Source organism: Ruminococcoides intestinihominis, assembly GCF_040096285.1.
GTDB lineage: Bacteria > Bacillota > Clostridia > Oscillospirales > Acutalibacteraceae > Ruminococcoides > Ruminococcoides intestinihominis.
In genome coordinates this window covers 13,638-27,840 of the sequence record NZ_JBBMEY010000026.1, presented here as the reverse complement: position 1 = coordinate 27,840, position 14,203 = coordinate 13,638, and the positions used below count along the sequence as shown (strand labels likewise).

Sequence of the window (14,203 nt, the reverse complement as noted above, 5' to 3'; positions counted from 1 at the left end):
GACATCAATGATGTCCCCTACACCTGTTAGCCACACTATTGTTATAATAACAGTTATGATAATTTTGCAAATTTTCCTTTAACTACAATCAAAATTAAAAAAACAAACCCTAATTTGCAAAACTAACCTTTACCCACAGACAAAATTGAAAAACCCTAATTTGTTAAACTGAATCATCTTAACCTACAAATAAAAACATAAACAAATATACACATTTTCAACACACAAAAAGGCTAGTTACCGTTATAGTAACTAGCCTTAATTTTATAATATTGATATTAAGAAATTAGCCGAAATATCTATTTAGCAGACCTTGGAAACCTGCACCATGTCTAGCTTCATCCTTAGCCATTTCGTGAACTGTATCGTGGATTGCGTCTAGGTTAGCTTTCTTTGCTCTAACTGCAAGGTCTAGCTTACCTTCACAAGCACCTGCTTCAGCTTCTGCTCTTAACTGTAGATTCTTCTTTGTAGAGTCTGTTACAACTTCACCAAGAATTTCAGCAAACTTTGCTGCATGTTCAGCTTCTTCAAAAGCATACTTTGTAAATGCTGCTGAGATTTCAGGATAGCCTTCTCTATCAGCAACTCTTGCCATTGCTAGGTACATACCTACTTCAGAACATTCACCGTTAAAGTTAGCTCTTAAATCTGCAATAATATCTTCTGAAACACCATCAATAATGCCTACCTGATGTTCACAAGCGAAACCTGCACCTTCCTTTAGTTCATTAAACTTTGATGCCGGTGCGTTACACTGTGGGCACTTTTCCGGTGGTTCAGGACCTTCGTGAACATAACCGCATACTGCACAAACCCATTTTGCCATAATAAATTTCCTCCTAAGATAATATAAATTTTAATTTTCTATGTTTTTACTTTTTAAACGATTGTCACATTCTCTGCATCTGCCGTAGTAAGTGATAGCTCTTTTCTCTATTATAAAGCCATCCCCTACAACATTGTTTCTTGTGCCAATATCGTTTGTGAATAAGTCAGTAATCTTACCACAATAGGTGCATACCAGATGTGTATGAGGTGTAGTGTTACCGTCTATTCTTTCCTCACCGTTTAGGGAGCAAACAGAAATTGCCATTTTCTCATCCTTAAAAAGTGAGATATTGCGATAAACAGTACCAAGGCTAAGGTCAGGATAATCTTCCTTTAAGTCCTCATAAATCTGAGTAGCTGATGGATGATCAGTTCTATTTATAAGCATATCATAAATAGCTTGACGCTTAGCACTAAAGTTTCTTCTCATAAACACCCTCCTGTCTGTAAAATTGATAATCATTACTGATTTGATATTATATTAGCACAAAGTTTTTCATTTGTAAAGACCTTTTTAGTAATTTTTTTAATTTTTTTTCATAAACTTTAAAGATAACAGAAAAGGAGTGTTTTTATGCCTACTTTATTTTTAAGTCCCTCAACCCAAGAATTCAATCCATTTGTTGATGGTGGCAATGAAGAATACTATATGAACCTTATTGCTGATGCAATGGAACCTTACCTATATGCATCAGGAATTAATTTTGTTCGCAACAGCCCTACCGATAATGTGCGACAAGTTATTGCACAAAGCAACAGTGGAAGCTATGACCTACACCTTGCAATACACAGTAATGCCTCTCCTGAAAGTGTGAAAGGACAAAATACAGGTGCTGACATTTACTACTACCCTACATCGGTAAACGGCAAACGATTTGCAGAAATTCTTGCAAAAAACTACAGAACAATTTACCCCAGAAATGTAGAAATTATCCCTACCACATCTTTAGGAGAAGTTAGACAGACAAAAGCCCCTAGTGTGCTGATTGAAGTTGCTTATCATGATAACCGTCAAGATGCACAATGGATTAGGGATAACATTGGAAACATTGCTAGGGTACTTGCTCAAAGTGTTGCAGAATATTTTAATGTGCCATTTGTTGAACCTAAATAAACATTGATTTACACCGTAAAATAAGGTAAAATATAATTATGTAAATTCAGCACATAAGCGTGTAGAATTAACTTTCTACACGCTAAAATGTAAAATCATATTGCTAAAAATTAAATGTTCTGATTGTTCTTGCGATTGTTAGACTGATTTTTGTGGCAGTTCTGATTTTGGTTCTGATTCTGCTGATTGTTATTTTGATTTTGATTATTGTTCTGGTTCTGGTTGTTGTTCTGGTTCTGATTCTGATTGTTATTCTGTCTGTATCTATTGTTCATAAGAACACCTCCCTTACAGAAACAGTATCTGTAAATATAAAGGAAATATACATATGGAAAAATTTTTTGAAGAAATAAAAAATTTAATACCGAATGATTATGATGAATTTTTAAAATGCTACAATGAAGAACCATACAAAGGTTTAAGGGTAAATACCCTAAAATGTACCGGTGAAAAGTTGCTGTCACTTCTGGACTTTCCACTAAAGAAAACACCTTTTTGTGATAACGGTTACTACTATCCTAACGAAGAAAAAGGACTTGGGAAAAATCCACTTCATCATGCAGGTGCTTTCTATATTCAAGAACCATCAGCCACTTCGGCAGTACCTATGCTTGGTGTAGAAGAAGGTGACTTTGTACTTGATATGTGTTCAGCACCGGGTGGCAAAAGCACACAGATTGCATCTTTACTAAACGGCAAAGGACTTTTAGTTTGTAATGAGATTATAAAAAGCAGAGCAAATATTCTCCTTTCCAATATAGAGAGAATGGGTGTTAAAAATGCAATTGTAACTTCAAACCATCCAACGGTAATTGCAGAAAAGTTACCAAACTTTTTCGATAAAATTCTAGTTGATGCACCTTGTTCAGGGGAAGGAATGTTCCGAAAGGACAATGAGGCTCAGCAAGAATGGAGTTACGAACACACAGTTACTTGTAGTGTCAGACAATTAGAAATTTTAAACAGTGCAAAAACCTGTTTAAAAGAAAACGGTGTACTTGTGTATTCAACTTGCACATACAATAAGCGAGAAAATGAAGGTGTTATCACAAAGTTTATTGAAGAAAATCCTGACTTTATAATCGAGGACAGTGGCAAAACTTACGGTAGAAACACTCTAAAATATGCAAAGAGAATTTTCATCAATGATGGTGGTGAGGGTCATTTCTGTTGCAGACTTAGAAAGACATCATCAAATGACGGTTACACAGAGCCATACAAATACACTAAACCTAAAGATGAAAAGAAGTATCTTGAATTTTACGACAGTATTTTTAATAACAGACCATTTGGCAATAACCTAGAAGTTATTAAGGATAAAATTTACTTATTGCCAAATAATATGCCTAACATTAAAGGGCTAAATGTTTTAAGGGCAGGTATTTTGTTAGGTGAAATCAAGAAAAATAGAATTGAGCCTTGCCATAGTGCTTTTATGGCAAGTAAAACAGAAGATTGCAAAAGCTATGTTGACCTTGACATTAACAGTGAAGAAATCAAAAAGTTTCTACATGGTGAGGAAATTCCTGTACCTAAAGAAACTAAAGGTTACACAGCAGTTGCAGTAAACGGCATTGTTACAGGTTTTGGCAAAGCAAGTAATGGCACACTAAAAAACAAATATCCAAAGGGATTAAGGAATTTATAATATGAATGGACTATCAAACATTGGTACAATTAAAGAAATTTTAGGTAGGCATGGTTTTACCTTTAGCAAAGGATTGGGACAGAACTTCCTTGTTAACCCATCAGTATGCCCCAGAATGGCAGAAGAATGTGGAGCAGATAGTGGAGTCGGTGTTTTGGAAGTAGGTCCGGGTATCGGTGTACTTACTCATGAACTTTGTTTAAGAGCAGACAAGGTTGTTTCTGTTGAGCTAGACCAAAGGCTACCTGAGGTATTGGCTGAAACTTTAGCAGAGCATAAGAACTTCAAATTAGTCAGTGGCGACATTATGGAAATTGATGTTAGAAAGCTAATTGAAGAAGAATTCAACGGTCTTGATGTGGTGGTATGTGCTAATCTACCTTACTACATTACTTCCCCAATTATTATGAAATTTCTTGAAGAAAAGTTACCGATAAAGTCACTAACTGTAATGGTACAGAAAGAGGCAGCAGACAGACTAACTGCAAAGGTAGGTTCAAGAGAAAGTGGTGCAGTAACAGTTGCAGTAGCATATTACAGTACACCTGAATTTCTGTTCAATGTTTCAAGAGGTTCATTTATGCCTAGTCCTAATGTTGACAGTGCAGTTATTAAGCTAAATATTTCGGACAAGCCTAATGTTGAAGTTAAGAACGAAAAGGACTTTAGAAAGGTAGTAAAGGCAGGTTTTTCTCAGCGTAGAAAGACACTTTCAAACAGCCTTTCATCAGGCTTAGGCATTTCAAAGCAAGATGCAAACATTCTTATTGAAAAGGCAAATCTTGCACCGTCTATTAGAGCAGAGAAACTTTCACTTGAAGATTTTGGCAGACTGACAGACTGCTATACGGAGTATTGCAATGGAAAAAATTAAAACACTATTTTTTAAAATTTTCACAAAAAGAGAAAAAGAAACAAAGTGGAATTGGATTTTCCGAGTTGGTGTAATGCTATTTTCACTTAGCATTTTGCTACTGATATTTTCAATCACTTGTACTGCACTTGGAAATATTGACGACTTAAAAATATTTTCACTAGAACCTAATGATATGTCAACTTATTCCGGTATGGCATCTTGCCTAGTTGCAGTTGTGGGAATTTTCTTTTTGTTCTGTGGTAAGGTTAAGAAAGCAGATTAACTATAATTACATAAAAATAAAAATTTTTTGGTGGTGTACATTGTGCATCACCTTTTATTTTCCCACAATTTTAATTTAAAATGTTGACAACTATATCGGCGTATGATATACTCACAATATGATATATCAGTTGTCGATATATCAGTTAACAATATATAGAAAGGATTGATACTATGCCTAACTCAAAATATCCACCACTAACTGAAGCAGTTTACTACATTTTGCTTTCACTTTACACACCACTTCATGGATATGGAATTATGCAAAATGTTCAGAAAATGACTAACGGTAGACTAACAATAGGTGCCGGTACACTTTACGGTGCATTAAACACATTGACAAAAAAAGGATTTATAGTTGAACAGAAAAGTAATGACCTAAGCAAAAAAGAATATATTATTACTCCACTAGGTAAAGATGCCGTTAACAACGAGGTAAAAAGACTTGAAGAACTTTTTAATAACGGTAAACATATATTGGAGGGACAAAATGAAAAATAAGGACAAAATCACACAATGTAGATTTTATTTTGACTTAGAAAAAGAGTTAAAATATATTAATGAAATGAACAAGCAAGGCTATAAGCTGGTTTACATAAAAAGTGGATGTCTATACACCTTTATCAAAACTCAACCTGATGAATACACAACAATTTTTTATGCAGTAGAAAAGGAAAAAGTTTCTCAAATCTCTGCCTTTGTTGCACAGTATGGTTATGAGTCTATTCCTCACACTATGGACGGTTTTGGAAATTTACTGTACTTAACCGGTAAAAAATCTGAAGTTGATGCTGACTTTATTAACGATACTGACTCTAAAATTAACTTTTACACAATAATGAAAAAACAATTCTCTCATTTTTGCAAATTATATTGGGCTATGTTAATACTGTTTTTTATAACAACACTTCTCCTTACATTAACAGCAATTTTAGCTAAATCAGTTGTTCTATATACAATAGCAGGTATCTACATATTTTTTACTATAACTTTTATATTGGGACTTATTTCACTTTTAAAACAAAAGAAAAGATACAAAAAGCGACTTGAAGAACTGCAAACAAACTCTATTATGTACGAATAATAGTTAACAAAAACACCACCTACCGAAAGGTAAGTGGTGTTTTTTTTGCTATAAAACTATTTGATTTTTAAATTTAGAAAATGAATTAACAATTATTCATCTCTGCCACAGCACTTCTTGTACTTCTTACCTGAGCCACAAGGACAAGGGTCGTTTCTGCCAACCTTATTTTTCTTAACAATTGGCTTTCTCTTTGGCTTTTCGCCGTTTTCGCTAACACCGGCCTGAGTTGGTACTGCTACCTGTTCTCTCTTTAGTGCTAGGCTGATTGGGCTTGGCATTGGAGCTTTGCTCTGCTTATCAAGTAGAACCTGATGAGCCTCTGCTGCTTTCTTTTCTTCTTCTTCACGAATTCTAGCCATTTCTTCCTGCTGAGCCTTTACTCTTGCAATCCTCTTTGGCTGAAGTAGGCAAAGTTTAACTGTATCTTCACGAATTGCAGCAATCATTTCGTCAAACATATCAAAACCAACAAGTTTGTATTCAACAACAGGGTCTTTCTGACCGTATGATGCTAGGTAAATTGACTGCTTTAACTGTTCCATAGCGTCAATGTGATCCATCCAATGTGTATCAACTGACTTTAGAAGATAAACTCTTTCCATTTCTTCCATTGTTTCAGCGTCAAGTACTTCTTCATTTTCCTTATACAAGTCAAGAGCCTTGTTTGTGATAAGTTCAATAATATCCTTCTTGTCTAACTTATCAAGTTCATCACCTGTAAATACTAGGAAGTCCTTATCAGGAACTAACCACTTGTAAGTTTCCTTTAGTGAAGATAAGTTCCAAGATTCACGAAGAATATGGTCATTTACATATAGGCTAACATTTTCTTCAATTGTATCCTTTAGCATCTTGATAATGTCATCATGTACATTTTCGCCATTAAGAACCTGATCTCTCTGACCGTAAATGATTTCTCTCTGCTTGTTCATAACATCATCATACTGTAGAACATTCTTACGAATACCAAAGTTTCTTGCTTCAACCTTTTCCTGTGAAGATTCAATAATATTTGTAAGCATCTTGTTTTCGATAGGAGTATCATCAGAAACCTTTAGTGTACTCATAATTGACTTCATTCTATCTCCACCGAATAGACGCATTAGGTCATCTTCTGTTGATAGATAGAATCTTGAAGTACCGGGATCACCCTGACGACCTGCACGACCTCTTAACTGATTGTCGATACGGCGAGATTCGTGTCTTTCTGTACCCATAATGTAAAGGCCACCGGCTTCACGAACCTTCTCAGCTTCTTCACTGATTTCATCCTTATATTCATCAAGAAGTTCTTTAAATGTATTCCTTGCAAATAGAATATCCTTATCATCTGTTTCAGAATAAGCATCAGCCTCAGCAATAAGTTCTTCAGAGAACTTCATCTTCTTCATCTGAGTCTTAGCCATAAATTCAGCATTACCACCAAGCATAATATCGGTACCACGACCTGCCATATTAGTAGCAATAGTAACTGCACCAAGTTTACCTGCCTGAGCAACGATTTCAGCTTCTTTTTCGTGATGCTTAGCATTTAGAACATTGTGCTTAATGCCACGCTTCTTTAGCATCTTTGATAGTAATTCTGACTTTTCAATTGATACTGTACCAACCAGAACAGGCTGTCCTTTTTCGTGGCACTTAATAATATCTTCAATAATTGCATGGAACTTACCCTGTTCTGTTGGGAAGATTAAGTCCGGTAAATCCTTACGCAATAGAGGTTTGTTTGTTGGAACTTCAACAACATCAAGTTTGTAAATTTCCTGGAATTCCTGTTCTTCTGTTAGAGCAGTACCTGTCATACCGGAAAGTTTCTTGTATAGACGGAAGTAGTTCTGGAATGTGATGGTAGCAAGTGTTTTGCTTTCATTCTGAACTTCTACACCTTCCTTAGCTTCAATAGCCTGGTGTAGACCTTCGTTATATCTTCTACCAATCATCTGACGACCTGTAAATTCATCAACGATAATGATTTCACCGTCTTTTACGATGTAGTCAACTTCGTTCTTCATAACACCGTTAGCCTTGATAGCCTGATTAATATGGTGCTGAATTGTTAGGTTGTCAGGGTCAGTTAGGTTTTCTAGGTTAAAGAATTCTTCAGCCTTCTTAACACCGATTTGTGTTAGTGTAGCTGTCTTAGCCTTTTCATCAACAATGTAGTCAATGTTGTTTTCAGCATAGAAATCTTCTTTATCTTCCTTAGCATCAACTTCTGTAAATACATATTTCTTTAGAGTCTTAGCAAACTTATCTGCTCTTGTGTATAGGTCAGTTGACTTGTCACCTTGACCTGAAATAATAAGTGGAGTTCTGGCTTCATCAATAAGGATTGAGTCAACTTCATCCACGATTGCAAATGCATGGCCACGCTGAACCTTATCTTCTTTGTAAACAACCATATTGTCACGAAGATAGTCAAAGCCAAGCTGATTGTTTGTACCATATGTAATGTCACAACCATACATTTCTTTTCTTGTATCGTTGTCCATATCCTGAGTAATAAGACCTACTGTTAAGCCTAGGTATTTATAAACCTTACCCATCCATTCACTGTCTCGAGTAGCTAGGTAATCGTTGACTGTAACAATATGAACACCTTCACCTGTTAGGGCATTTAGGTAAGCAGGAAGTGTGGCAACTAAAGTTTTACCTTCACCTGTTTTCATTTCAGCAATTCTACCTTGGTGTAGAATGATACCACCGGTAATCTGTACAGGGAAGTGCTTCATACCAAGTACACGCCATGATGCTTCTCTACAAGTAGCAAATGCTTCCGGTAGAATATCATCAGTTGTTTCACCGTTAGCAAGTCTTTCTTTAAGAACAGTTGTCTGATTCTTTAGTTCTTCTTCAGACATATTTGTATATTTTTCTTCAAGAGCAAGTACCTTCTGTGTAATTGGTTCTACTCTCTTTAACTCTTTCTTACTGTAAGAGCCAAACATTTTTCTAAGTATGTTCATTTTTCTCATCCTTTATTTAGAAATTTGCCTATAATTTCCGATTATAGGTTATATTATAGCATAGTTATTACAAAAAATAAAGGGAAAGTACACAAATACTTCCCCTTAATAATATTTATAATACAATTATTTATATCAAATATTGTATATCATTATTTGCAAGAGGTCGCATATAGAAAAATCTATCATTTTTATACAAAAACTTTAACGACTTCTTGTAAAGAATTACTTTTTATCCATAGAAGACATACAAGCAGATAGTGCAGTATTTAGAATAGGAATAGCGTTAGTAGAGCCATAACCCTCAACATCACTTACAACTGCTGCAAAGGCCAGTGGATAGTCACTATTCTGACAATAACCAACTGTCCAAGCATTGTTCTTGTCGCTGCTTGAACCGTTAGACTTTACAGTTTCACCTGTACCTGTCTTAGCTGCAACTTCAAGACCATCCGGAAAACTACCGTCACCGTAATAGTTCTGAACATTGTTACGCATCATTTCTGCAATTTTCTTTGCAATAGAGCTGTCCATCATTCTACTACCTGTGCCACCACCGGTTGTAATATGAAGTGAAGTTAAAATGCTTTCGTCACTGCCTAGCAAATATGGTAAAACCGGTTTACCGTCATTTGCAATAGCTGAACAAATAATAGCCATCTGCATAGGGTTTACCAGGTCGGTATACTGACCGACACCGGACCATGCAAGTTGGTTCTTACTTGCTTTACTAACATCATAACTGCCGTCTTTTATAGGAATATCACCAATAGAGAATGAGCCGTTAATACCCATTTCGTTGGCAACTTCAGTCATTTTTTCTTTACCAAGCTCTGTAGCAATCTCAGCAAAAACAATGTTGCAAGAATTACCGAAAGCCTGTGCTAAAGTTTCTGTACCGTGAGCCTCACCGTCATTACAGTAAACCTCACTACTATCGTCATCACCACCGATTTTTTCTACACCGGCACATTCCCAGGTACGAGTATCAATATCGTCAATGTACTTTAGTGCAGCGGCAGTTGTTACAATCTTGAAGATAGAACCGGGAGTGTATGTACTACTTACAGAGTTATCAATATATATACCCTTGTAGTCATCCTGGTTATCTTCGGTAATTGTAGGTGGTGCGTTAGGGTCATATGAAGGTGTTGATACGTCACATAGTATCTCACCTGTTTTGTAGTTAAACACAACACAAGAACCTGTCTTTTTACCAAAAGCCTGATAAACTGCTGAATTAACTGTTGCATCAACAGTCAGACGCATATCACTGTTAGCCTTTAGTGATGATGGCAGACCAAGCCCAAATAATGGACTGTAACCTGTAAGGCTCATACGGTACATTGACTGAATAGATGTACCAATGTTGATTGTATCGTCACCAACAATATGAAGCATACTTTCTCTGACATTTTCGTCATCATTGTACTGTCTCTTACCGTTAACTGACTTTGCAAGTTCAACACCGTTTCTGTCTGTAATAGTACCTGCCTGAGTTAAACCACCATCGGAAGAAATATGACGGTTATACGCCATATTAATCCAAGTGTTTTGATTAAAGAATATTCTATAGGAAAGGTATCCTAATCCACCGATAATAAGCAGTACAACAATAAATATCATACCACTTCTGCGTAATGTTCTTTTCATCGGATACAATTCCTCCTTTAACTAAATAATCAAATAAATTTATCCTCGTTTCTGAGAATAAGTTCTTTCGTCTGCTGCCTTAATAAATGCCAAAAGCCCCCAACAAGAAATCATTGAAGAACCACCGGCTGATACAAATGGGAATGTAACACCTGTTAGTGGCAAAATATCTGTTGCACCAAAAACATTAAGTGACATCTGTACAATAAATAAACCGGCAGCACAACAAGCAGAGATAGAATAGAATGTACTTCTACTTCTTGTGGCAATATCTCTTGTATAAATTGCTAGGCAAAGAATTGCAATAATAAGTACAAAGCCTACGATTATGCCAAGTTCTTCACAAACAATACCAAATACAAGGTCACTTTCGGAAGCAAATACATACTTCAAAAAGCCGTTACCGATGCCCACACCAAAAAGTCCGCCTGATGCTAAATAAGTTAACACATGGGCTTGCTGGAAACCACCGTCTGAAGCATATTCAATGGCATGTCCCCAAGTATTAAATCTCTTTGCAATATATGGCTTAATCTTTAGTATCAAAGCACCACCACCAATAGCTGTAGCAAGTGCAAGTAACACTGTCTTAATATCACCGGAACGCATAAATGCAACAAATAGGAATGTTGCAAAGAAAATAAGCGCAGTACCAAAGTCACCCATTAGGGCAAGTTCACCAACACAAATTGCTGAGAAAATAATAAACTCAATTTTATTTCTTCTTGTCATAATTGAGTCAAGAGTACCGGCACCTACAAAGATATAAAGAATCTTTGCAATTTCTGATGGCTGAATTGAGATACCACCAACAGAAATCCAGTTAGCAGCACCGTTCTGTACAGTACCAAATACAAGGTTAAGTCCAAGCAGACCTACGGCACAAATCATTCCCCAAAAACGGAAACGCTGAACCCAATCGGGTTTTTCAAGCAACTTAACAATTATCATAAATCCTATTATACCTGCAACAGCAGTTACAATAGTCATAATAGACATTTTTGCTTCTTGCCTAACTTGTAACATCAGTCCAAGTCCTGTCAAGAAAAGTCCCAAAGCCTCTAACTCAAAGTTAGTTCTCTTAAGAATATTGCTGGACACAAAGAACAGTACCCAACCGATAATTGAGAAAACGCCACAATAAACAAATGGCATTAAGTCTTTATCGTAATAATCCCAACAAGCCTCTATAGCCATTAGAAAATGGAAAATAGTAATCATAATCATCAGCTTATACTGTTTCATAGAAGGCTTATTGCTGATTTTTCCCATAAATCTATTTGGTTTAATAGGCTCAATATACTCGTCACCTCGTTCAACTCTGAACAGGTTTGAGCCAACTTGAATTTCATCACCAATCAAAAGTTTGGTACGGTTAACAGTAGTATCATCTACTGCTTTAATACCCTTTTGAATATTACTTTTTACTGAGTCGATAATACTTGCAAAGAAAGATAACTTTCTCTCTCTACCGTTACTGACTATTTTTTCACCGTTAACATAAGTACCCTGTGTACTACCAATGTCGGTAATCATCCAACCCTCTTGTCTACGCAAAAGGATACAATGGTCTCTGGAAACGGCTGGGTCGTTAACCCTTATATCACTGCCTCTACTTCTACCGATAGAATTTTCCCAAAACAGAACCGGAATTTTCTCACCGGTTTCTACATTATGTAAAGTAAGCAGTGGCTTTTGTGGTCGTCTGTGACGACGCATTGATGCAAAAATTGAATAAATAATTACCAGTGCATATAGTGGTAATACCACTCTGACTGCAACTACACCGGTATCTAGTAGCCATTGAAAGCTCATTAATGCACCACCTCTCCTTGTGGTTATTATACATCATTCTTAAAAATTGTCAACAAATAACATAAGTCGGGACTAGACTTAACCTATTCCCGACCTAAAAAATTCTTATTCAACTGTTACTGACTTTGCAAGGTTTCTTGGTTTATCAATATCGTTACCTCTTGATAAAGCAGTATAGTAAGCAATAAGCTGAAGTGGAACAATAGCAAGCATAGGCATAAGCTCTTCTCTAAACTTAGGTACTTGGATAATCTGGTCAGCTACATCCTCACCAAATGTGTTATCTTCATCACAAATAAGTATAACATATGCACCTCTTGCCTTAACTTCCTTAACATTAGAAATTGTTTTTTCAAGAAGTTGGTTCTGAGTTGCAACTGCAATAACAGGCATATCCTTAGTAATTAGAGAAATTGTACCATGCTTTAGTTCACCTGCTGCATAGCTTTCGCTATGAATATAAGAAATTTCCTTTAGCTTTAATGAACCTTCCATAGAAAGTGCATAGTCAAGACCTCTACCTATATATAGTAGGCTATCAGCATTGATTAAAGTACTACCAACATACTGACAATCATCCATAATCTTGTCTAGTGTTTCCTTAACTTTATCAGGAACTTCTAGCAAAGAAGAAACAAGTGACTTACATTCTTCTTCAGTAATCTTACCCTTAGCAAAAGCAAATTGAAAAGCAAACAGATACATAACTGCAATCTGTACCATATAAGCCTTTGTAGATGCAACGGCAATTTCAGGACCTGCGTGAGTATAGATAAGCATATCAGCCTCTCTTGCAATTGAGCTACCCTTTGCATTTACAATAGCAAGTGTCTTTGCGCCATATTCCTTAGCAAGTGCCATTGCTGCTTTACTGTCGGCAGTTTCACCACTTTGAGAAATAATAATTACAAGGTCACCTTCACCCACAAGTGGGTTTCTGTATCTAAATTCCGAAGCAATGTCAACATTAACCGGAACTCTTGCAAGTTGTTCAATAACATACTTACCAACCATACCGGCATGCATAGCAGTACCACAAGCTACAATGTGGATATTCTTAAATTCTCTTAGCTTTTCAACAGTAATGCCACATTCAGATAAATCAGGCATACCGTTTACAATTCTAGGAATAATAGTTCTCTTAATTGAGTCAGGCTGTTCATGGATCTCCTTAATCATAAAGTGTGGGTAGCCACCCTTTTCGGCAGCATCCATATCCCAATCAGCCTCTTGAAGTTCCTTAGTAACAGGTAGCATATGACTGTCAAAGAACTCTACACCGTCATGAGAAAGTTTTACAATTTCATCATGGTCCATTAGGTAATACTTCTTAGTATAGTTTAGAATTGCAGGTACATCAGAAGCAATGAAACATTCCTTCTTTTCTTCACCTATACCAACAATCAGAGGACTTTCTCTTCTGACTGCATATACAACATCAGGATAATCTGCAAATACAATACCAAAAGCAAAGCTACCCTTTAACATACGGATAACATTGTGAATTGTATCAATAGGATCACCATTGTACTTATAGTCAAGAAGCTGTGCTACAACTTCTGTATCTGTTTCAGAAAGGAAAGTTCTGCCTTTCTTTAACAGATAGTCCTTTAGTTCAATGTAATTTTCAATAATACCGTTATGTACGATAGTTACTCTCTTACCGGAATGAGGATGACTGTTAATGTCAGATGGCTGACCATGAGTAGCCCAACGAGTATGACCAATACCGGCATGACCAAGTGGCTTACCCTCTCTTTCCATTTTTTCTGATAAATCTTTTAATCTGCCTTTAGTCTTAGCAACTTCAATCTTGCCATTTTCAAAAACAGCAATACCGGCAGAATCGTAGCCTCTGTACTCAAGTCTTGTTAAAGCTGAGACAAGCACATCACTACAATCTCTAGGTCCTACATAACCTACAATACCACACATATATTTTTTCTCCAAT

The 14,203-nt window shown here is 36.2% G+C and carries 13 protein-coding genes; 6 read left to right on the top strand and 7 right to left on the bottom strand.

Going from position 1 to position 14,203, the window contains the following annotated elements; genetic code table 11:
* Positions 1–286 precede the first annotated feature (286 nt).
* Together WMO18_RS07435 and WMO18_RS07430 are read right to left on the bottom strand one after the other, a co-directional pair.
* Complete coding sequence (locus tag WMO18_RS07435) at positions 287–829, bottom strand: NADH peroxidase (protein ID WP_022504743.1); 543 nt, start codon at positions 827–829, stop codon at positions 287–289.
* Positions 830–859: 30 nt separating this feature from the next.
* Positions 860–1,261, bottom strand: a complete 402-nt coding sequence (locus WMO18_RS07430; RefSeq protein WP_022504742.1) for a Fur family transcriptional regulator — start codon at positions 1,259–1,261, stop codon at positions 860–862.
* Between the two features lie 144 nt (positions 1,262–1,405).
* Between WMO18_RS07430 and WMO18_RS07425 the strand changes: the two genes are divergently transcribed.
* Positions 1,406–1,945, top strand: coding sequence for an N-acetylmuramoyl-L-alanine amidase family protein (locus WMO18_RS07425; RefSeq protein ID WP_211147779.1), 540 nt, complete (start codon positions 1,406–1,408; stop codon positions 1,943–1,945).
* A 110-nt stretch (positions 1,946–2,055) separates the two neighbouring features.
* Here the strand turns inward: WMO18_RS07425 and WMO18_RS07420 are convergent, their stop codons facing one another.
* Entirely contained in the window at positions 2,056–2,220 is a 165-nt protein-coding gene (locus WMO18_RS07420; RefSeq protein ID WP_022504740.1) for a hypothetical protein, read from the bottom strand.
* A 53-nt stretch (positions 2,221–2,273) separates the two neighbouring features.
* Here WMO18_RS07420 and WMO18_RS07415 point away from each other — a divergent pair, with 53 nt between their 5' ends.
* From WMO18_RS07415 to WMO18_RS07395, 5 genes are all read left to right on the top strand, one after another.
* The gene (locus WMO18_RS07415) at positions 2,274–3,593 is read left to right on the top strand and encodes an RsmB/NOP family class I SAM-dependent RNA methyltransferase (protein WP_211147780.1); all 1,320 of its coding nucleotides are present in this window, start codon (positions 2,274–2,276) and stop codon (positions 3,591–3,593) included.
* Between the two features lies 1 nt (position 3,594).
* Positions 3,595–4,467: a 16S rRNA (adenine(1518)-N(6)/adenine(1519)-N(6))-dimethyltransferase RsmA gene (gene rsmA / locus WMO18_RS07410; protein WP_211147781.1), complete on the top strand. Its 873-nt coding sequence runs from the start codon at positions 3,595–3,597 to the stop codon at positions 4,465–4,467.
* A complete protein-coding gene (locus WMO18_RS07405; RefSeq protein WP_211147782.1) occupies positions 4,454–4,732 on the top strand; it encodes a hypothetical protein in 279 nt (92 codons plus the stop codon). Before rsmA ends, WMO18_RS07405 begins: the two co-directional genes overlap by 14 nt.
* A gap of 173 nt (positions 4,733–4,905) precedes the next feature.
* Complete coding sequence (locus WMO18_RS07400) at positions 4,906–5,232, top strand: PadR family transcriptional regulator (protein ID WP_211147783.1); 327 nt, start codon at positions 4,906–4,908, stop codon at positions 5,230–5,232.
* A complete protein-coding gene (locus WMO18_RS07395; RefSeq protein ID WP_211147784.1) occupies positions 5,222–5,815 on the top strand; it encodes a DUF2812 domain-containing protein in 594 nt (197 codons plus the stop codon). The genes WMO18_RS07400 and WMO18_RS07395 overlap by 11 nt, the downstream gene beginning before the upstream one ends.
* 92 nt (positions 5,816–5,907) lie before the next feature.
* Here the strand turns inward: WMO18_RS07395 and secA are convergent, their stop codons facing one another.
* The 4 genes from secA to glmS all read right to left on the bottom strand — a co-directional run bounded on the left by secA (position 5,908) and on the right by glmS (position 14,187).
* Positions 5,908–8,784, bottom strand: coding sequence for a preprotein translocase subunit SecA (gene secA / locus WMO18_RS07390; protein ID WP_211147785.1), 2,877 nt, complete (start codon positions 8,782–8,784; stop codon positions 5,908–5,910).
* A 225-nt stretch (positions 8,785–9,009) separates the two neighbouring features.
* A complete protein-coding gene (locus WMO18_RS07385; protein WP_211147786.1) occupies positions 9,010–10,437 on the bottom strand; it encodes a penicillin-binding transpeptidase domain-containing protein in 1,428 nt (475 codons plus the stop codon).
* Positions 10,438–10,476: 39 nt separating this feature from the next.
* Positions 10,477–12,252, bottom strand: coding sequence for an FtsW/RodA/SpoVE family cell cycle protein (locus WMO18_RS07380; protein ID WP_211147787.1), 1,776 nt, complete (start codon positions 12,250–12,252; stop codon positions 10,477–10,479).
* A gap of 105 nt (positions 12,253–12,357) precedes the next feature.
* Positions 12,358–14,187 carry a glutamine--fructose-6-phosphate transaminase (isomerizing) gene (glmS, locus tag WMO18_RS07375; RefSeq protein WP_211147788.1) on the bottom strand — a complete coding sequence of 610 codons (1,830 nt, stop codon included), beginning with the start codon at positions 14,185–14,187 and terminating at the stop codon, positions 12,358–12,360.
* Positions 14,188–14,203 lie beyond the last annotated feature (16 nt).